17 protein-coding genes and 1 tRNA gene are annotated in these 17,960 nt (G+C 62.6%); 4 read left to right on the top strand and 14 right to left on the bottom strand.

What is annotated here, in order from left to right; genetic code table 11:
- Positions 1–29: 29 nt before the first annotated feature.
- From AC0NIH_RS06890 to AC0NIH_RS06880, 3 genes are all read right to left on the bottom strand, one after another.
- Positions 30–3,794, bottom strand: a complete 3,765-nt coding sequence (locus AC0NIH_RS06890; RefSeq protein WP_473462943.1) for a PAS domain-containing protein — start codon at positions 3,792–3,794, stop codon at positions 30–32.
- A 588-nt stretch (positions 3,795–4,382) separates the two neighbouring features.
- Complete coding sequence (locus AC0NIH_RS06885) at positions 4,383–4,619, bottom strand: hypothetical protein (protein ID WP_023776889.1); 237 nt, start codon at positions 4,617–4,619, stop codon at positions 4,383–4,385.
- A gap of 136 nt (positions 4,620–4,755) precedes the next feature.
- Positions 4,756–5,676 (bottom strand): DUF2865 domain-containing protein, encoded by a 921-nt coding sequence (locus tag AC0NIH_RS06880; RefSeq protein WP_473462941.1) that lies wholly within the window; start codon positions 5,674–5,676, stop codon positions 4,756–4,758.
- Between the two features lie 313 nt (positions 5,677–5,989).
- Here AC0NIH_RS06880 and AC0NIH_RS06875 point away from each other — a divergent pair, with 313 nt between their 5' ends.
- Positions 5,990–6,205, top strand: a complete 216-nt coding sequence (locus AC0NIH_RS06875) for a hypothetical protein (RefSeq protein WP_023776891.1) — start codon at positions 5,990–5,992, stop codon at positions 6,203–6,205.
- A 166-nt stretch (positions 6,206–6,371) separates the two neighbouring features.
- Here the strand turns inward: AC0NIH_RS06875 and AC0NIH_RS06870 are convergent, their stop codons facing one another.
- The 7 genes from AC0NIH_RS06870 to AC0NIH_RS06840 all read right to left on the bottom strand — a co-directional run bounded on the left by AC0NIH_RS06870 (position 6,372) and on the right by AC0NIH_RS06840 (position 10,615).
- On the bottom strand, positions 6,372–6,764 hold the full coding sequence (locus AC0NIH_RS06870; RefSeq protein WP_352706457.1) for a hypothetical protein: 393 nt from the start codon (positions 6,762–6,764) through the stop codon (positions 6,372–6,374).
- Positions 6,765–7,029: 265 nt separating this feature from the next.
- On the bottom strand, positions 7,030–7,875 hold the full coding sequence (locus AC0NIH_RS06865) for a glutathione S-transferase family protein (RefSeq protein WP_023763733.1): 846 nt from the start codon (positions 7,873–7,875) through the stop codon (positions 7,030–7,032).
- 22 nt (positions 7,876–7,897) lie between these two features.
- A complete protein-coding gene (locus tag AC0NIH_RS06860; protein ID WP_023763732.1) occupies positions 7,898–8,479 on the bottom strand; it encodes a VOC family protein in 582 nt (193 codons plus the stop codon).
- A 790-nt stretch (positions 8,480–9,269) separates the two neighbouring features.
- Positions 9,270–9,641, bottom strand: coding sequence for a hypothetical protein (locus tag AC0NIH_RS06855; protein WP_473462937.1), 372 nt, complete (start codon positions 9,639–9,641; stop codon positions 9,270–9,272).
- 20 nt (positions 9,642–9,661) lie between these two features.
- Positions 9,662–9,736 (bottom strand) — tRNA-Glu (locus AC0NIH_RS06850).
- Between the two features lie 91 nt (positions 9,737–9,827).
- A complete protein-coding gene (locus tag AC0NIH_RS06845; RefSeq protein ID WP_473462934.1) occupies positions 9,828–10,235 on the bottom strand; it encodes a VOC family protein in 408 nt (135 codons plus the stop codon).
- Positions 10,232–10,615, bottom strand: a complete 384-nt coding sequence (locus AC0NIH_RS06840) for a fimbrial protein (RefSeq protein ID WP_473462932.1) — start codon at positions 10,613–10,615, stop codon at positions 10,232–10,234. Before AC0NIH_RS06840 ends, AC0NIH_RS06845 begins: the two co-directional genes overlap by 4 nt.
- Positions 10,616–10,641: 26 nt before the next feature.
- Here AC0NIH_RS06840 and AC0NIH_RS06835 point away from each other — a divergent pair, with 26 nt between their 5' ends.
- Both AC0NIH_RS06835 and rpoH read left to right on the top strand, forming a co-directional pair.
- Positions 10,642–11,694 (top strand): RluA family pseudouridine synthase, encoded by a 1,053-nt coding sequence (locus AC0NIH_RS06835; RefSeq protein WP_473462930.1) that lies wholly within the window; start codon positions 10,642–10,644, stop codon positions 11,692–11,694.
- 210 nt (positions 11,695–11,904) lie between these two features.
- Positions 11,905–12,816, top strand: a complete 912-nt coding sequence (gene rpoH / locus AC0NIH_RS06830; RefSeq protein ID WP_013892638.1) for an RNA polymerase sigma factor RpoH — start codon at positions 11,905–11,907, stop codon at positions 12,814–12,816.
- A 273-nt stretch (positions 12,817–13,089) separates the two neighbouring features.
- Here the strand turns inward: rpoH and AC0NIH_RS06825 are convergent, their stop codons facing one another.
- The 4 genes from AC0NIH_RS06825 to AC0NIH_RS06810 form a co-directional block, all read right to left on the bottom strand.
- Positions 13,090–13,950, bottom strand: coding sequence for an MBL fold metallo-hydrolase (locus AC0NIH_RS06825; RefSeq protein ID WP_473462927.1), 861 nt, complete (start codon positions 13,948–13,950; stop codon positions 13,090–13,092).
- A gap of 155 nt (positions 13,951–14,105) precedes the next feature.
- Positions 14,106–14,765, bottom strand: a complete 660-nt coding sequence (locus AC0NIH_RS06820) for a peroxiredoxin (RefSeq protein ID WP_013892636.1) — start codon at positions 14,763–14,765, stop codon at positions 14,106–14,108.
- Between the two features lie 249 nt (positions 14,766–15,014).
- The gene (locus AC0NIH_RS06815; protein ID WP_013892635.1) at positions 15,015–15,380 is read right to left on the bottom strand and encodes a cell division protein ZapA; all 366 of its coding nucleotides are present in this window, start codon (positions 15,378–15,380) and stop codon (positions 15,015–15,017) included.
- 11 nt (positions 15,381–15,391) lie between these two features.
- Positions 15,392–15,664, bottom strand: a complete 273-nt coding sequence (locus AC0NIH_RS06810) for a DUF4164 domain-containing protein (RefSeq protein ID WP_023763725.1) — start codon at positions 15,662–15,664, stop codon at positions 15,392–15,394.
- Between the two features lie 262 nt (positions 15,665–15,926).
- On the opposite strand from AC0NIH_RS06810, the gene tkt reads away from it, so the two are divergent.
- Positions 15,927–17,918 (top strand): transketolase, encoded by a 1,992-nt coding sequence (gene tkt, locus AC0NIH_RS06805; RefSeq protein ID WP_023776928.1) that lies wholly within the window; start codon positions 15,927–15,929, stop codon positions 17,916–17,918.
- Positions 17,919–17,960 lie beyond the last annotated feature (42 nt).

Genomic DNA, 17,960 nt, shown 5'->3' with positions numbered 1-17,960 from the left:
GTCAGATGCCGCGAATCCGCGACGCGGTGCTATCCCGCGTTGCGCTGGACCTGGCGGCTGGCGCCGACCCAGCGCTCGACCTTCTCCAAGAGGGCCCTGGGGCTGATCGGTTTGGGCAGATAGTCGTCCATGCCCGCCTCCAGGCACCGTTCGCGATCGCCCTTGAGCGCATGCGCGGTGACGCCGACGATCGGCACATGCGTGCCGGTTTCTTCCTCCAGCCGGCGGATCGCGGCCGTCGCTTCAAGACCGCTCATCTCCGGCATCGAGACGTCCATCAGGATCATGCACGGATTGAGCTTGCCGAAGGCGTCGAGTGCCTTGCGGCCGTTGCTGACGATCTCGAAGCCGTAGCCGGTCTCGCCAAGGATCTGGGTGAAGACCATCTGGTTCACCTCATTGTCCTCTGCCACGAGGATATCAAGCCTCTGTCCGTCACCGCCGACGGCGGGCAGCCTGGGACGAACCGCCGGCGGCTGCAATTGCGCGCGCTGCTCGGACAGCGCCAATTGCGGCCGCTGAGGCGCATTAGGCGCCTCGCCTGCCGATGGCTGGGCGGCGTGGCCAACCGTGGTGTGGCGATGGCGCTGGACGGTCGCGACCAGCGTTTCCAGCAGCACCGACGAGCGCGCCGGCTTGATCAGCTGTGCGTCGATGCCGAGATCGCGGTAGCTGGTGTTGGCGAGCGACTGGTCGACCGAGGTCAGCATGATGATCGGGGTGTTGGCGAGGCCGGCGGTGTTTCGCACGATGCGCGCCATTTCGGCGCCGCTCATCCCAGGCATCTGGTAGTCGAGCACGACGCAGTCGACCGGTACGCCATAGGCCGCGGCGGCGATCAGCACCTTGAGCCCCTCGGCGCCGCTTTCAGCCGCGCATGAATCGAATGTCCACGACGTCATCTGCTCGGTCAGGATTGCGCGGTTCACGGCATTGTCGTCGACGATCAGCACGCGAGCGCCGGTCACATCCACCGGCATGATGCGCTGCCCGTTCTGCTGTTCGGCGCTGGGCAGCGTCACCTCGAACCAGAAGGTCGAACCCTTGCCCTCGGCGCTCTCCACGCCGATTTTGCCACCCATCAGCTCGACCAGCCGCGAGGTGATGGCGAGACCAAGCCCGGTGCCCTCGTGCCGCCTTGTCGAGGAGGTGTCGACCTGGCTGAATTTCTCGAACACCAGCTTCAGCTTTTCCTCGGGTATGCCGATCCCGGTGTCGGTGACCGAGATCGTCAGTTTGGTTCCGGTCGGCATCCGTTCGCCGGTCACGTCGACCAGCACATGGCCTTCGTCGGTGAATTTCACCGCATTGCCGAGCAGGTTGGTGACGATCTGCCTGATGCGGCCGACATCGCCGATGAACAGGCTTCCGAGCCTCGGCTCGATGCGCACGATGAGTTCGAGATCCTTTTCCTTGGCGCGTGTCGACACCAGCGTCGCGACGTCCTCGATCGCCTCCGCGAGATTGAAGGGCGACGGATCGAGCACCAGCTGGCCGGCATCGATCTTGGAGAAGTCCAGGATGTCGTTGATGATGGTCAAAAGCGCGTTGCCCGATTTGACGATGATATCGGTGAACGTCTTCTGCTTTGGATCGAGATTGGATTTGGCCAGGAGTTCGGCCATGCCCAGCACGCCGTTCATCGGCGTGCGGATCTCATGGCTCATGTTGGCGAGGAATTCCGACTTGGCGCGGTCGGCGAGCACCGCACGCTGGCGCGCCTCACGCAATTCGGCCTCGCGCATCTTCAATTCGGTGATGTCGGTGGTTGATCCGATCAGATAGAGCGAACCGTCGGACGCGATCATCGCGCCCTTTCGGGCGAACTGGTGGCGCACGCTGCCATCGGCAAGCGTCACCGTCTCCTCGATCTCCTGGGTTTCGCCGGTGCGCAGCACGGCCAGGTCGCCGGCGACGAAGGCCTCGCCGTCCGGCCCGAAGATCTCGACGTCGGTCTTGCCGATCGCCTCTTCCTTGCCGAGACCGGTGAGGTCGCACCAGCCCTTGTTGACGTAGAACTGCCTGAGGTCGGAACGCTTGGCGTAGATCGACACCGGCACGTTGTCGATCAGGCTGCGGAACACCTCGTTCTCGCGCATGCTTTCTTCCAGCGCCCGCTCGCGTGCCTTGACATCGGTGATGTCGGTGCTGGAGCCGACAAGGTGCACCGAGCCGTCGCTGGCCACCAGGCGGCTCTTGCGCGTCATCAACTGCCGCACCGTGCCGTCGCGATGGGTGACCGGCTCCTCGACCTCGCGCACATTGCCGGTCGCCACGACATCGGCGTCGTCATGGCTGAAGCCTTCCGCTTCCTCGGCGCCGAACAATTGCCAGTCGGTCCGGCCGATGACGTCTTCCTTGGCGAGGCCGGTCAGCGCGCACCAGGCCTTGTTGACGAATTCGATGTTCAGGTCCTGCGCCTTGATGAAGGCGGCCACCGGCAGCTCGTCCATGACGTGCCGGAACAGATCGATCTGGCGCATCGAGTCGCGCAAGGCGGCCTCGCGGCTCTTGAGGTCGCTGATGTCGACGCGCACGCCGATGAACGTGCCGTCATCGGTGCGCATGTCGTAGACCTGGTACCAGCGTCCATCCGCATTGAGACGCTCATAGGAAGAATTTGGCAAACGGTAGCGCCTCAGCATGCCGTCGAGCCAGCGTTCGGTATCGACCGCATAAAGGCTGTCGACCACGGCATCGCCGCTCGAGCGGAAATAGCCGACCGAGTGGCCGAACTCCAGCGCCTCTCGGAAAGTGCGCCCAGGCTGCCAGTATGGCTTCAGTGCCGGCAGCGAATCCTGCAGCTTGCGGTTGGCGAAGACGAACTTGTCATCTCGGTCGTAGATGATGACGCCTGCCGGCAGCGATTCCAGAACGGTTGCAAGGTTTTTGCGGGCATCCTCGGCTTCCGTCTCGCGGCCCTTCATGTCGGTGACATCGACATAGGAAATGAGCCGCTTGCCACCGGCCAGCGATGCCAGTGAGGCGACCAGCGTGCGCCCATCATTGTGCGGCAATTGCCTGGAGCCGGCGACGCCGGCCTTGATCTCGGCTTCGCGCTCGGCGACATGGCGCTGCCAGGCAGTCTCGTCGGCACCGAAAGGATCGATGGCACGGCTGGCTTCCATCAGCTCGCGGAAGCTGGAGCCGATCCCGGCGCGGTTTGGATCGATCCTCCAGAAGTCATGGAAGGCGCGGTTGATCACCTCCGCGCGCATGTGGGCATCGAGGACGAGCACGCCGATCGGTATCGAATCGACCATCGTGCGAAGGTTGGCTAGGCTTTGCGAGGAAACGTCTTCGCCCTGTTTCGGCGCCATCTCCTCGAAGGCGGCGGCCAGCGCGGTGACGTTGCGGCCGATGCCGCGATAGCCGGCAAATTTTCCTTCGCTGTCGAAGCGTGGAAAGCCTGAGGTCAGCACCCAGCGGCAGTCGGCGCCGCCGCCCTTCAGCTCATAGACGAAGTCGCGGAACGGTCGGCGCGCCTGCATATCCTTCAGATGCGCTGCCGCGCTGCGATTGCCCTTCAGGACCTGGTTGAGGAAATCGAAGCGGAACCGGCCAAGCACATCGGCCGGATCGATGCCCGTCGCCGCCTGGTAGCCCTGCGAAAGCCAGGAGAAGCGCAGCTCCGCATCGGTCTCCCAGATCCAGTCCGAGCCGGCTTCGACAAGCTGGCGAAGCCCCTCGGCGCGATCCATGTCGGCAGTATGTGGCAAGGCGTCGCCATGCACTGCTGCCTTGCCGGGCTCGCGCTTGCCGCGCGCGCCGATTGCTTCGTCCGCTTCCGCCATGCTGTCCCCACCCCGAAAATCAAGGCCGAACCCTCCCTCCGCGGTTCGTCGGCGGAATGTGCCCGAGAAGCATTAACGATCCGCTAACCTTAACGAGCAACCGGACCGTTGTTGCTGCGTTGTTCCGTGCGGTTGCCGGGTCGGCCAACGCTGCGTTATAAGCGCCCGCAGGGGTGTTGCTTATGTCTGGACGGATAGGGCCTTTTTTGCTGGGCGTGGCGCTGCTTTTCGGCAGCGGCTGTTCGCGCAGCTATGACGGCACGGTCATCATCCCGCGGCCGCTCGATGCCAGGCGCTTCTGGGACCGGCCGCCACCCAATGTCGATTACGGACCGTCGCAGGTCGACAATGGTGCCTTTCCGGCGCCACCACAGCCGCCCGAACGGTTTTCCGAGCGCAGGGTTGTGAAGCCTGCCTTGCAGAAACGGCATCAAAGGAGGCTTTCCTCCCCGGCTCCGGCGTCTTCCGGCCCGGAAAAGCAGCTGGCGTGCAGGAATGTAAGCGCTCCAGGCCAACGCGTTCGCATGGTCTGCGACTAGGCTAACTTCTTCAGAAAGCGCCTGCCGGAACCCTACAGCAGATAGGACTCTATAGCGTTGCCGCGCCCTTCTTGGGTTCTTTTGCACCGAGCTTGTCGAGCGCTAGGCGAACCTGGCGCAGATCATCCTGCCAGCCGTCATCGTCGCCCATTGGGCTCTCCGACGCTGCCCGCTGCAGCCCGCGCGCCTCGGATTCGATCTTGCGCAATTCGGCGATCTTCTCGTCCTTGGTCAAGGAGCCGTCTTCGAGGATCTCCAGAACCCGCATTTCCCTGAACGTGGCCATGGCGTTGCTCCCAGCTGATGTCGATCACAACGCCGGGAGCAGGCACCTGTTCCAGCCGGATCGCGGCGGCCAGGATCGCGGCCAGGTAAGCGACAGGCTCATCGCGGCGGTCGGCCCGCCGGGTTCGAAACCGTCGCTATTCCACGGGGAAGAAGGCAGGGCCAACCACGCGCACCGACCGCTTGCTGGCCTCGATCGATTGCAACTGGGCGGTGCCCGGAGCCTCGCTGCCGGATCCCGGAATTGCCCCGACACTGCCGAGGTCCGGCTTTGGCTGCGGCAGGGGGATGATGGCATTGCTCATGTTCGTGGGCGTGACCGTCCTCGCTCTCAGTTCGGCTACCCGCTGGTGATAGCGCTTGACGTCACAGGCCTTGAAATTGGCATCCTCACGGTAGCGGAAAGCCGTCGGCAATTCCGTGTAAGGCTTGCGCGTATCAAGCGCGGCCATTTTTTCGGTTTCCAGACTGGCATCGCTCAGCGTGTAGAGGTCGACCGCCGGATCGTCACAGATGTAGCGGCATTGATCGGCCATATCCTTGAGATCGTCGTTGCCGGCGAATTGCGACTTGGGCGCCGGGAAGAAATATCCATCCCAAAGGCGCACGCAAAACAGCATCGTGTTGCCGCTGTACGTTGGCACCGCCGTTGCCGCCGCGGACTGCGCCTTCGGCGCCGGGCGCTGCTCCTTGCCCCGGGATGTGCAACCGAGCGCCACGAACTGTGCCTGCAGGCCCGAAATGTCCCGGCCGGAATTGGACGCGGCCGCGATCTGGCGCTGCACGTCCGACCGGTTCCTGGCAAGGTCGGCGCAAGCGTTGAAGAAACCTCCCGTCGCACTTTGCGCGGTGCATTTGCGCTGCCTCTCCAGACCCTGGATCGCCGCGAGCTGGCGGCGCAGCTGCGCCAGTTCCGGGCTCACGCCGCCGCCGCGGCCGGCGGAAAACAACTGGCCTCTGATCGCGCTGCAACTGTCCGCGTAGGAAGACGTTGTGCCGAGCGCAAAGGCGGTCACCATAGCCAGTGCGATCATCATGAGAAACCAGAAACGGGTCATCGGGACGACATGATACTTGTTGCGGATAGTCTGGAATCACGTTCTTTAGACTGATCTAACCTTTCACTAAATGAGCTTAGTCTAATATTTTAAGACTTTCGACCTAAGCAGACCTTCATTTAGTGTAATAGGACCACCTCTGTGAATTCGATATTACATTTTTATTTCAACATTGAGACGAACCGGAAACAGTGCGGCCCGATCGGTGAGCGCCAATGCTGCAAGGGCAGGACGCCAGGCGCGCGACTAAATCCGATACCTGACCTGAAACCTTTGCCTGGGCCGCGGCGTTGAAAGGCAAAGGAGAACGCTGATGTCGATCCACTTCACGGTATCGGAACTGACAAGAAACCTTTTTCATTCCCTCGGGCTTGACCATGAGGGCGCGCCACGGCCGCTCAATGCCGAGCAGAACCTGTTGCTGGAGTGCTATCTGGCCGGGCAAATTCCTGAATCGGCCTGGAGCGACTACGTCTTCGAGACCCCGGATCTGGCACGGCATGCCGAGGCGCGGCGCTTGAGCCATTGAGCCATTGAGCCATTTATCCCAAAAGCGCCGGGCTATTGAGCCGTTGGTCCCGGAGGGTACCGGCCAGAGGCATAAAGCCTGCCGGGCACCCTGCTTTCCGCGAGACGCCCCATTGGCGTCAGTATGGTCACCTAGCTTTTCGCTGTAAGGTCGGCGAAGGCAGCTCTTACTTCGGGGAGACCGATTGCAACTGCTTCGGGGAAACCAATTGCAACGTGAACACCTTGCCGCCAATGCCCTGTGCCAGCGTCGGCGAGAAAGTCAGGGGCGTGCAATTCTTGACGGCCGCGGTGGCCGCGTCGATGAAAGCCTGCCGCGCCTTGTCATCGCCGGCCACCTTGACGGCAGTCGCCCTTGGTGGACCGATCAGCGTGCCGTCGCGCTTGAAGCTGAAGCTCAGGGTTACGGTCGAATTCCCGGCATCCGCTGGGGGCGTCCAGCATGCCTGGATCGCGGCGCCGACATCAGCCATTGTATTGAGCGTCGCGGCCTGTGACGGGAGAAGGGTCCCGGCCAGCGTTCCAACGGCGATCATCAGCCTTGCCGCGACGCACTTCATTGCATTCCCTCATTTTACTGCCGGCCGGCATTCATGGCTGGCCCCGCTGTAAGGGATGTTAGAGCCGACGTTGGCAATGACAATATCTCGACGCAAAAGTTGATGCTTCGGCGTTGCTGAGTTTCGTGCCGCGATGTCCCGGCACCACCACCCCAAAAAGCAAAAGGCCGGCGCGGGGCCGACCTTTCCTTCCACCTCGGCGCCAGTACATCCGTGGTCGCGCGGTGAATTCCGGGCAGTAGACAGGGCTTTGGTTAACGAATCCCTAACTCTTGGCCTGCGACTTCACATGGGCGATATAGCCGCGCACGTCGCCGGCCGGCTCGGCGTAGGCCTTGCCGAGCTTCTTCTCGATCGCCGCCATGTACTCCCTTGTCCATCTGGGCAGCGCGTAGTCGATGACGGCCAAGAACTCGAGCGTCGCCGCCAGCCGGATGTCGGCGATCGACGGATGCTTGCCGCCGATGAACGGCTTGCCGTCCCTGAAGAAGCTGTGGAAGACCTCCAACGGCTCGGCGATTGCCGCCATGGCTGCCTTCTGCGCTTCGGACTTCTTGTCGGGATGGGCGTCGCTGTGGCCGACCTCGCCGGCATAGTGCGGGAAACCCAGCGCAGGATAGGTGGCGCGCGCCACGTAGGGGTAGAGGGTGCCGATCAGGTAGAACATGGCGCTGTCGACCATTGCCCGCTTGGCCGGGGCCGTGGGATAGAATTTCTCCAGCCCGTGCTTGTTGGCGAGATACTGCATGATGGCGCAGCTTTCCCAAAGCACGCCTCTGGGCAGCCCCTTGTCCTCGATCATCGGCGTCAGGTGCGCCGGATTGCGCGCCATATATTCGGGCGAGCGCGTGTGGCCCCAGGCGTCGGTCTCGGCGGCATCGAACCCGGCCGCGCGCGCGAAAACCCGCACCGTCATGTTGTTGACGCTCGGCTTCAGCATGCTGAGCTTCAGCCCCGGTTTCTTCGCCGGCTTGGCCTTGGCCTTCGCAGCGGGTTTTGCGGTGGCCTTTGCCGTCGGTTTCGCCGCTGCTTTGGCCGCCGCCTTTGGGGTCGTCTTTGCGGCCACCTTGGCCGCGGGTTTCTTCGCCTTTATTGTCGCTGTCTTGGCCATTTGTTCCTCCCTCTGTGTCCGTTCAGTATGGGTTCTTCGGCGCCCGGTCATCCGACAGGGTTGCGCGCGAACGCTCGACGAGCGCCTGGATCGCATCGGCGAGATGCACTTCGGCTATGTTGTAGTCGCCGCGCGCGACCCGCAGCCTGTGCGCTTCCATCAGCACGTCGGCATGGGTAAAGCCGGCCGGCGGCTCGAAGCGATAGGAGGCGAGTTCGATCAGCAGCCCGAGCGGATCCTCGAAGTAGATCGAATCCATGAAGCCGCGATCCTTGACGCCGCTGTGCTTGATGCCGCGCTCGTCGAGCCGAGCGACCGCCTGCAGGAAGGTGACACGCGATACGGAAAAGGCGATGTGATGGACACAGCCCGTATCGGTCGGCGTGCGTCGCTTCTCCGGCGTGCGGCTTTCGTCGGTGAAGATGGTGATCAGCCGGCCGTCGCCGGGATCGAAATAGAGATGGCTCTCCTTGGGCTTGTCGAGGTTGGGCTGCTCGAAGATGAACGGCATGCCGAGCACGCCCTCCCAGAAATCGATCGAGGTCTGGCGGCCGGCGCCAACCAGCGTGATGTGGTGGACACCCTGCGACTGCAGTTTCTGCATTGGCCCCTCCCGAGGCATCAGCTGCCCGTGCGGATCTGCCCGGCACGCGGCGTTCTGCGCGCCACTCGAGCCGTGCCTCAAGACCCAGAAGGTAATGCTAATGCAATCGGCTCCGCCGCGCCAGAAGCGGCGAACCCTAATGTTGGCACGCCGGCGAAACCGTTCCTGGTTGTAAAAGCCAGGGAAACGTTTTTAAGGATTGCGGTTATCAGCCCTAGCCAAAGCCGCGCTCGTAGCACCATGGCCGAAACCGCGATTACGCGACGGCCCTGAGCTCGGCCACGGCCAGCATCCCCACGCCGCCACATTCGGCGCATGCGATGGTCTTCCCCGGGCAGCTTGTCTGATGCGTCCCCTGCGGGCAGCAATGCCCTTTTGACGCAGACCATCTCGAGCAATCGAAAACCTTGCCGCCGCCATGGCAGCGCGAGCAAATAATCTTGACTGAGGACATCCCAACTCTACCCGACCCAAAATCCGCCATCCGCGGACGCTACCCGCATGCCAAGTAACAGAGATCGTTGCGCTTTCAAGCGTCGCGGCCTGACTTAAATTGGGTGGATTCGGCCATGCGGCCGCCGGATTTTCGCGGACTTTGCCGCTTCTTTCGGTGAACGCAACCCACACGGGTACTTTGTCAGAATGTGATCCGAAACTGTGGGAAGGAACGGCCGAGCCGTTGTTGCGCCGGACGGACCGCTGCACAGCAGTCTAAAAGCAAAAGGGGCCGGCATTGCGCTGGCCCTCCACTTCCACTTGGAGCGCGAGGTGGTCGCGAATACCGCCAAGGCTAGTCGAGAAATCTGATCTTCGTGAAGGACATCATCTCTCCCATCACGTTGCCGCTGTCATCGATCTGCTGCCCTTGTCCGACTGTAACGGTCACGCGTTTTCCCTTGTAGCGGGACGGCATCGCGGTTTGCTCGTTCCAGCTTCCGCACTCGGGAGCGGAACACAGGCCGACTTGCTCCTGCTTCCTGCGGTCGACAATGGTCAGATAGCAATTATCGCCACATTCGAAACCTCGAATGGTGCCGGTGATCTTCCTGTCCTTGGAGAACGACGGACTGCACTGGGCGATCAGGGACGCGGAAATGAGGAGCGGCAAAGCCAATTGTTTCATCCAGCCAACTTGCTGCAACAGGCCGTATAGCGCAAGCATCGCATCTGGCAGAAAATCCTTGGTACGCCCAAGGGGAATCGAACCCCTGTTCCCGCCGTGAGAGGGCGGTGTCCTGACCGCTAGACGATGGGCGCGTTCAAGAACCGGCGATATAGGCTGACGGCTGGGAAAAAGCAACTGGGGTTTCGGCTGCTTTGCCGCATCGGACAAAAAGCAGCTAACGCGTTACCGTTTGGGCTCGATCAGGTCCCAGAGATTGCCGTGCAGATCGGCGAAAACCGCCACCGTGCCATAGGGTTCGAAACGCGGCGCCTCGCGGAATTCGACGCCCTTCTCCAGCATCGCCGCGTGATCGCGGGCAAAGTCGTCGGTTTCGAGAAAGAGAAAAACCCGGCCACCGGTCTGGTTGCCGATGCTTTTGCTTTGTGCCTCGTCGGAAGCCTCGGCCAGAAGCAGCCTGGCGCCCTGGCCGTTGGCCGGCGCCACCGTGACCCAGCGCTTGCCGCCGCCGAGATCGACATCCTCGACGAGATCAAAACCCAACCGCCCGACATACCAGGCGATCGCCTCGTCATAGTTGGCGACGACCAGCGCAACGGTCGCGACGCGACGATGTTGGGCGAAACCCGTCATCTGTTGCGAATTGCAAAACGGCCGATCAGGCGGCGCTCCGCGATATCATAGATGAAGATCGCGCGGCCGCCGTCGGTGAGCTCGGCATCGATGGAGACGCGGTTGCCGGACAGCGACTGGCTCACCACCTTGGCCCCGACCGGCAGCACGATGTCGCCGCTGGCAAGCTCGCCGGCGGGGGTCTGGATATCGCCGGCCAGCGGCGGGCTCGTCGCTGGCGCGTTGCGCGCTTTGTAGACAAGGGCGCCGATCACCACCATAAGGGCAAGAAACAGCAGGCCGAGATTGATGCCGACGAAACGGACGAGTTTCCTGCGCACCTTTTCGACTTCGGGGTCGAGCGGCTTTTCCTGATCTTCCTCGGCGGTTGGGCTGGCCATGGCAAACATTCCGGAACGGTTTTTCAATGAGCGCTCATAGCGAAGAGGCCCCTCAATTGATAGAGGACGGATTGATGGAGGCACCCACCGTGCTGGTGGCGGGCGCGGATGCGGCGGGCCAGCGCCTCGACCAATGGCTGGCTGCCAGCCTTGGCCCGGACATGTCGCGCAGCCGCGTGCAGATGCTGATCCGGCAAGGCGCGGTCTCCATCAACGGCAAGCCGGTTGATGAAACCAAGCGCAAGATGCTTCCAGGCGAAAGTGTCTCGGTCGCCATGCCGGAGCCCGAGCCGGCCGAGCCGCGGGGCGAGAACATCGCGCTCGATGTGCTCTATGAAGATGACGCCCTGATCGTCATCAACAAGCCGGCCGGGCTTGTCGTGCACCCCGGCGCAGGCAACTGGACCGGCACGTTGGTCAATGCGCTGATCCATCACTGCGGCGAGAGCCTTTCCGGCATTGGTGGCGTGCGCCGGCCGGGCATCGTCCATCGCCTCGACAAGGAGACCAGCGGCGTCATGGTGGTGGCCAAGACCGACCGCGCCCACAAGGCCCTATCCGAAGCCTTCGCCGATCATGGCCTGACCGGCGATCTCGAACGCGCCTATCTGGCTTTGGTCTGGGGCATACCGCAAAGGCCGACCGGAACGGTCGACGCGCCGCTCGGCCGCGCCGCCGACCGGGTGCGCCGCGCCGTGGTGCCGGAAGGCCGCGACGACGCCCGCCACGCCGTCACCCATTTTGCAGTCAAGGAGCGTTTTGGCGAGAAACAGCAGGAGTTCGCCACCGCAAGCCTGGTCGAATGCCGGCTGGAAACCGGCCGCACCCACCAGATACGTGTCCACATGGCCCATATCGGTCATCCGGTGATCGGCGACCCCGACTACGGCCAGGCCTTCCGCACCAAGACCAACCGGCTGCCCGAACCGTTGAAAAGCCAGGTCAAGGCATTTTCCCGGCAGGCTTTGCATGCCTGGCTCCTTGCATTTCGTCATCCCGATACCCATCTAACGATGAGGTTCGAGGCGCCGATACCGAGGGACATGGAGGAACTCGTCGGCGGCTTTCGCAAGTTCTGAACCTGCCGACGACAGGCGTTGAGCCAGCCACCAAAAACCTGACTGACATTGTTCACTTCAGCGTGACACACCGTTTCGTGTTGAACAAATGCTGTCTTTTCTGGTTTTGTTCCTGTATATGATCCGATGTCGCGGGCGAGCCTTTTGGTGCTCGCGTCACATGCCCGCCGCGTTTCGGGGGCATCACTCCAATAGAGAGGGGGCGCTATCATGGCCCAGTCACTACCCAGTATCGTTTCCGGCGAAGGCGGCCTCAGCCGCTACCTGGAAGAAATCCGCCGCTTTCCCATGCTTCAGCCGCAGGAAGAGTACATGCTCGCCAAGCGTTATGCCGAGCATGAAGACACGTCCGCCGCGCACAAGCTCGTCACCAGCCATTTGAGGCTCGTCGCCAAGATCGCCATGGGCTATCGCGGCTACGGCCTGCCGATCGGCGAAGTGATCTCGGAAGGCAATGTCGGCCTGATGCAGGCCGTCAAGAAATTCGAACCCGAGCGTGGCTTCCGCCTCGCGACCTACGCCATGTGGTGGATCAAGGCCTCGATCCAGGAGTACATCCTGCGCTCGTGGAGCCTGGTCAAGATGGGCACGACCGCCAACCAGAAGCGCCTGTTCTTCAACCTGCGCAAGGTGAAGGGCAAGATCCAGGCGCTGGATGACGGCGACCTAAAGCCAGACCAGATCGCCGAGATCGCCACGCGGCTCAACGTTTCCGAAGCCGAAGTGGTGTCGATGAACCGCCGCCTGTCCGGCGACGCCTCGCTCAACGCCCCGATCCGGGCGACGGAAGGCGAGTCCGGCGAATGGCAGGACTGGCTGGTCGACGACCACGAAAGCCAGGAAGAGATGCTGATCGAGCAGGACGAGCTGGAAAACCGGCGCGGCATGCTGTCCGGCGCTCTGGCCGTGCTCAACGATCGCGAGCGGCGCATCTTCGAGGCGCGTCGCCTTGCCGAGGAGCCGCTGACCCTGGAAGAGCTGTCGGCCGAGTTCGACATCAGCCGCGAACGCGTGCGCCAGATCGAGGTGCGCGCCTTCGAGAAGGTGCAGGATGCGGTCAAGGCCGCCGCCAAGCGCCAGATGCAGGCGTTGCGCACCATCGAGGCGCAGCCGGCAGCGTAAAGCCGGGTTCGGCAACAAGGTCAAAAGGCGGCGTCAGGAAACTGGCGCCGCCTTTTTCATATTCGGCTGGCGGTTGGCGAAAACCGGGACCATGGCCAATCTCCCCCCTTGCGGGGGAGATGTCCGGCAGGACAGAGGGGGGTGTGAAGGAACGCTACTTTTCGATTTCAGCCATCTCCGGCCGGACGTCAGTTTAGACGGCCAGCTACAATTGGTTGAAAGGTCATGTGGGAGATCGGCAGTTTCACCGGCGGTGACGCACAAAAATATCCCTCAAAGCCCATCCAGCGGAAACTTCAGATATCGCCGGCCATTGGCCTCCGGTTCCGGCAGCCGTCCGCCGTTCATGTTGACCTGCAGCGCGTGCAGGATCAGCCTGGGCATCGGCAGGGACCGGTCACGCGCCTCGCGCAAGGCGACGAACTCGGCCTCGCTGTGCGCGGCGACCAGATGGATGTTCGTGGCCTTCTGCGCGGCCACCGTGCTTTCCCACAGAGGCTCGCGGCCGCCCGCCTGATAATCATGGCCGACGAAGACGCGCGTTTCATCTGGCAAAGCCAGGATGGCCTGGATCGAATGCCAGAGCCGCAAGGCGCTGCCGCCGGGAAAATCCGCCCGCGCCGTGCCGCTGTCAGGCATGAACAGTGTATCGTGGATGAAGGCGGCGTCGCCGACCACATAGGTGATCGACGCCAGCGTATGTCCGGGCGAGAACAGCACCTTGACCGGAAGGGTGCCGATCCGGAAGGTTTCGCCCTCCCCGAACAGCCTGTTCCACTGCGAGCCATCAGCAGGAAAATCCGGCCAGTTGTAGATTGCCTTCCACAGGTTCTGGACATCGACGACCCTGTCGCCGATCGCTGTCGGCGCCCCGGTCTTCTCCCTCAGGTAATGCGCGGCGGAGAAATGGTCGGCATGCGGGTGAGTGTCGAGGATCCACTCCAGCTCCAGCCCGTTTTCCCTCATGAAATCGAGCAAGGCATCCGCGCACTTCGTACCCGTTGCGCCGGATTTCTCGTCGAAGTCGAGGATCGGGTCGATGATGGCGCAGCGCTTCGTGGCCGGATCGGCGACGATATACTGGATGGCCCCGGTCGGCTTGTCATAGAAGCCCCTGACCTGCGGTCTTGCCAAAGCAATGTCCAAACCCAGCTCCCAACCCAACGCCGCGGCAGGAATGATTTTCTCCGCCGAACCCCGACAGAGGCATGCTTGTCCACCCCCACTGGCCAGTCAAGCATGACGTGGCCCGTAGGGGTGAAAAAGACGAAAAACGTTCCGGCGCCTGTTCAGGCCGATGGCTGCTTGGTCTTCCTGAGATAGGGCAGGATGGTTTCGTAGGCGCCGAAACGCTTGATCGCATCCTCGTTGGAAACGGCGGCCGTGATGATGACGTCCTCGCCCTGTTTCCAGTTCGCCGGCGTCGCCACTTGGTGCTTGGCGGTCAGTTGCATGGAATCGACCGCGCGCAGGATCTCATCGAAGTTGCGGCCCGTGGTCATCGGATAGGTCAGCACCAGCTTGATCTTCTTGTCCGGCCCGATGACATAGACCGAGCGCACCGTGGCGTTGTCGGCGGGTGTGCGGCCTTCCGACGTCTCGCCGGCGCCGCCTGGCAGCATATCGTAGAGCTTGGCGACTTTGAGATCCTTGTCGCCGATCAGCGGATAGTTCACGGAATGGCCGGTCGCCGTCTTGATGTCGGCCTGCCATTTGTCGTGGCTTGCAACCGGATCGACCGAAATGCCGATGATCTTGACGTTGCGCTTCTTGAACTCGCCTTCGAGCCCCGCCATCGTGCCGAGCTCGGTCGTGCAGACCGGAGTGAAGTTCTTCGGGTGGCTGAACAGGATCGCCCAGCCGTCGCCGATCCAGTCATGGAATTTGATCACCCCTTGGGTGGTCTCGGCGGTGAAGTCCGGTGCGATATCGTTGATACGAAGGCTCATGATCTATCCCTACCCTTGACAATGCCGCAAACCCGCTGCCGCGGCCCGACACCTTTTTAGCACTCCCGGCAGCGCCGACAAAATGCTTATACCTGCCAGCTGCAGCGCTGGCGGCGAAAAAGATTCTGTCCTCGATGGAAATTGCGGCAGGATTTTCGGATGTCCCCCGAAGTCGAAGCTGTCTCTGCCGGAGACAGGTCTGCATGAAACAACAGATCCGGCGCGCGATGCCGTTCAACCGCGACTTGCTCAGGCCTTGTTGACCGCCAGCGTCGCCGTGAGATCTTCCATGCGCTGCGCCAGCGCGCCGAGCGCATTGGTCAGCACGCTGTCGCTCTTGTCGGCCTTGGTCAGCGCCTCGTCGCGCGTCTTGCGCAAGGTCAGCACTTCGCTTTCCATGCCCTTGACGCGTTTCTGCAGCTCGGAAAGCTCATCCATCACCATGATCCCGGCCATCACGGTCAGCCGCTGGTCGCCGATCTCGCCGAACGAGTCCTTCAGGTGTGAAACATAACGGTCGAAGCGTTCGGCAAGGTCGATCAGATGCTCTTCCTGGCCCTCGTCGCAGGCCATGCGATACTGCTTGCCGTCGATTGAAACCGTGACCTGTGCCATCGGGCCAGCTCCTATCTGTCCAACACGGCGCGGATGGTTTCCATGGCGGTTACCAGCCGTCGCGAGACTTCCTTGTTGGCGTCTTCCAGCCGTTCGGCGCGTGCTTCGGAATTGTCGAGTTCCTGCGCCAGCCGCGAGCGGTCGGCATTCATCCGCTGCACCTCGGCCTCGGCTTCCGAATAGTCGCGTTCGTGCTCGAGCTTGGCCGCGACGGCGTTTTCCAGCCCCTCCATGGCCTTGCCCAGCCTGGCGATCACTTCCTTGAGCGTGGTTTCCCCGGTCATGGCGTTCGTCCTGTGCCCTGCCCATCACCGAATCGTTCGCGTTCAGAACGCGTTATATCGGAAACATTAGGCACCGGGTGAAGGCGACGTCAACAAAGCTCTCGCGACTGTCCCCCGCTAACGCTAATGTAGGCCCGCCGTCGGCATCACAAGACCGGCAAATATGCACCCGATTTGTTGACTAAAAGCCCGCGCCTGCTATGTGTCGCGCACCCTTTTCAAGGGCTCTCCCAAGCCCCAAACCCCCATTTCTGGAGGAACCATGACGTCGCGTGAACAACATGACCGGATGGCCAATGCGATCCGTTTTCTCTCCATGGACGCCGTCGAAAAGGCGAATTCCGGCCATCCCGGCCTGCCCATGGGTTGCGCCGATATCGCCACGGTGCTGTTCACGCGCTTCCTGAAATATGACCCCAAGGCCCCGCACTGGGCCGACCGCGACCGTTTCATCCTGTCGGCCGGCCATGGTTCGATGCTGCTCTATTCGCTGCTTCACCTGACCGGCTACGAGGACATGACCCTCGACCAGATCAAGCACTTCCGTCAGCTGGGCTCGAAGACGGCTGGCCATCCCGAATACGGCCATGCCACCGGTATCGAGACGACCACCGGCCCGCTCGGCCAGGGCCTCGCCAATTCGGTCGGCTTCGCGCTCGGCGAGCGCATCATGAATGCCGCCTTCGGCAACGACCTCGTCGACCACTACACCTACGTGCTGGCCGGCGACGGCTGCCTGATGGAAGGCGTTTCCCAGGAAGCCATCGCGCTGGCCGGCCACCTCAAGCTCAACAAGCTGATCGTCTTCTGGGACAACAACAACATCTCGATCGACGGCCCGGTCTCGCTCGCCGACAACACCGACCAGGTCGCCCGCTTCCAGGCCTCCGGCTGGAACGCCAGCCACATCGACGGCACGGATCCTGAAGCCATCGCCTATGCCATCGAAGCCGCCCGCCATTCCGACAAGCCGACGATGATCGCCTGCAAGACGACGATCGGATTCGGCGCACCGACCAAAGCCGGCACCAACAAGGCGCACGGCTCGCCGCTTGGCGCCGACGAGATCGCCGGCGCGCGCAAGTTCTTCAACTGGGACTCGCCCCCCTTCGAAATCCCGGCCGACATCCTCGAGGCCTGGCGCACCGCCGGCAAGGCTGGCGTCAAGGCACGCACCGATTGGGAAGGTCGCCTCGCCAAGGCCGACGCCAAGCTGAAGGCGGAGTTCGAGCGTCGCACCAGCGGCAAGCTGCCGTCCAATTTCGACGCCGTCATTGCCGACTACAAGAAGAAGCTCTCGGCCGACAAGCCGAAGGTCGCCACCCGCAAGTCTTCGGAAATGGCGCTCGAAATCATCAATGGCGCCGTGCCCGAAACCATCGGTGGCTCCGCCGACCTCACCGGCTCCAACAACACCAAGACCAGCCAGACCAAGAACATCACGCCGGACGATTACGGCCAGCGCTATGTCCACTACGGCATTCGCGAGCACGGCATGGCCGCCGCGATCAACGGCCTGACGCTGCATGGCGGCCTCATCGCCTATGGCGGTACCTTCCTGTGTTTCTCCGACTATGCCCGCCCCTCGATGCGGCTTGCCTCGCTGATGGGCATCCGCTCGATCTTCGTCATGACCCATGATTCCATCGGCCTGGGCGAAGACGGCCCGACCCACCAGCCGGTCGAGCATATGGCGGCGCTGCGCGCCATCCCGAACCACAATGTCTTCCGTCCGGCCGACGCGGTGGAAACCGCCGAATGCTGGCAGATCGCCCTTGAATCGGAGAAGACCCCGTCGACCCTGGCGCTGACCCGCCAGAACCTGCCGACGGTGCGCACCGAGCACTCGGACAAGAACCTGAGCAGCCAGGGCGCCTACGAACTGGCCGCGGCCAGCGGCGAGGCGGCGGTGACGATCTTCGCCACAGGTTCCGAAGTCGAGATCGCGCTTGGCGCCCGCGACTTGCTGGAGAAGCACGGCCACCCGACCCGCGTCGTGTCGGTGCCTTGCTTCGAACTGTTCGACAAGCAGAGCGATGACTATCGGAAGAAGACGATCGGCAACGCGCCGATCAAGATGGCGATCGAAGCCGGCATCCGCCAGGGCTGGGATCATCTCATCGGCTCCGACGGCATCTTCATCGGCATGACCGGCTTCGGCGCCTCGGGCACCATCGAGCAGCTCTATCCGCATTTCGGCATCACCGCCGAGGCGGCTGCCAAGGCGGCGGAAGCCCGCCTGCACGGCAAATAACCGATTGAAGTGCCCAGGCCCACGAAACTGCGTTCGCCCTTT

It is taken from the genome of Mesorhizobium sp. WSM1386 (assembly GCF_055901595.1).
The sequence above is the reverse complement of the archived record's forward strand: the minus strand, read 5'-3'. Positions and strand labels throughout refer to the sequence as shown.

Coding starts and splice junctions, on each gene's coding strand:
- AC0NIH_RS06810 (WP_023763725.1), bottom strand. CDS start 15,664: ATGACCGGGGAAACCACGCTCAAGGAAGTGATCGCCAGGCTGGGCAAG.
- AC0NIH_RS06820 (WP_013892636.1), bottom strand. CDS start 14,765: ATGAGCCTTCGTATCAACGATATCGCACCGGACTTCACCGCCGAGACC.
- AC0NIH_RS06845 (WP_473462934.1), bottom strand. CDS start 10,235: ATGACGGGTTTCGCCCAACATCGTCGCGTCGCGACCGTTGCGCTGGTC.
- AC0NIH_RS06870 (WP_352706457.1), bottom strand. CDS start 6,764: ATGAAGTGCGTCGCGGCAAGGCTGATGATCGCCGTTGGAACGCTGGCC.
- AC0NIH_RS06865 (WP_023763733.1), bottom strand. CDS start 7,875: ATGGCCAAGACAGCGACAATAAAGGCGAAGAAACCCGCGGCCAAGGTG.
- AC0NIH_RS06860 (WP_023763732.1), bottom strand. CDS start 8,479: ATGCAGAAACTGCAGTCGCAGGGTGTCCACCACATCACGCTGGTTGGC.
- AC0NIH_RS06885 (WP_023776889.1), bottom strand. CDS start 4,619: ATGGCCACGTTCAGGGAAATGCGGGTTCTGGAGATCCTCGAAGACGGC.
- AC0NIH_RS06840 (WP_473462932.1), bottom strand. CDS start 10,615: ATGGCCAGCCCAACCGCCGAGGAAGATCAGGAAAAGCCGCTCGACCCC.
- AC0NIH_RS06835 (WP_473462930.1), top strand. CDS start 10,642: ATGAGCGCTCATAGCGAAGAGGCCCCTCAATTGATAGAGGACGGATTG.
- AC0NIH_RS06890 (WP_473462943.1), bottom strand. CDS start 3,794: ATGGCGGAAGCGGACGAAGCAATCGGCGCGCGCGGCAAGCGCGAGCCC.
- AC0NIH_RS06880 (WP_473462941.1), bottom strand. CDS start 5,676: ATGACCCGTTTCTGGTTTCTCATGATGATCGCACTGGCTATGGTGACC.
- rpoH (WP_013892638.1), top strand. CDS start 11,905: ATGGCCCAGTCACTACCCAGTATCGTTTCCGGCGAAGGCGGCCTCAGC.
- tkt (WP_023776928.1), top strand. CDS start 15,927: ATGACGTCGCGTGAACAACATGACCGGATGGCCAATGCGATCCGTTTT.
- AC0NIH_RS06875 (WP_023776891.1), top strand. CDS start 5,990: ATGTCGATCCACTTCACGGTATCGGAACTGACAAGAAACCTTTTTCAT.
- AC0NIH_RS06815 (WP_013892635.1), bottom strand. CDS start 15,380: ATGGCACAGGTCACGGTTTCAATCGACGGCAAGCAGTATCGCATGGCC.
- AC0NIH_RS06855 (WP_473462937.1), bottom strand. CDS start 9,641: ATGCTTGCGCTATACGGCCTGTTGCAGCAAGTTGGCTGGATGAAACAA.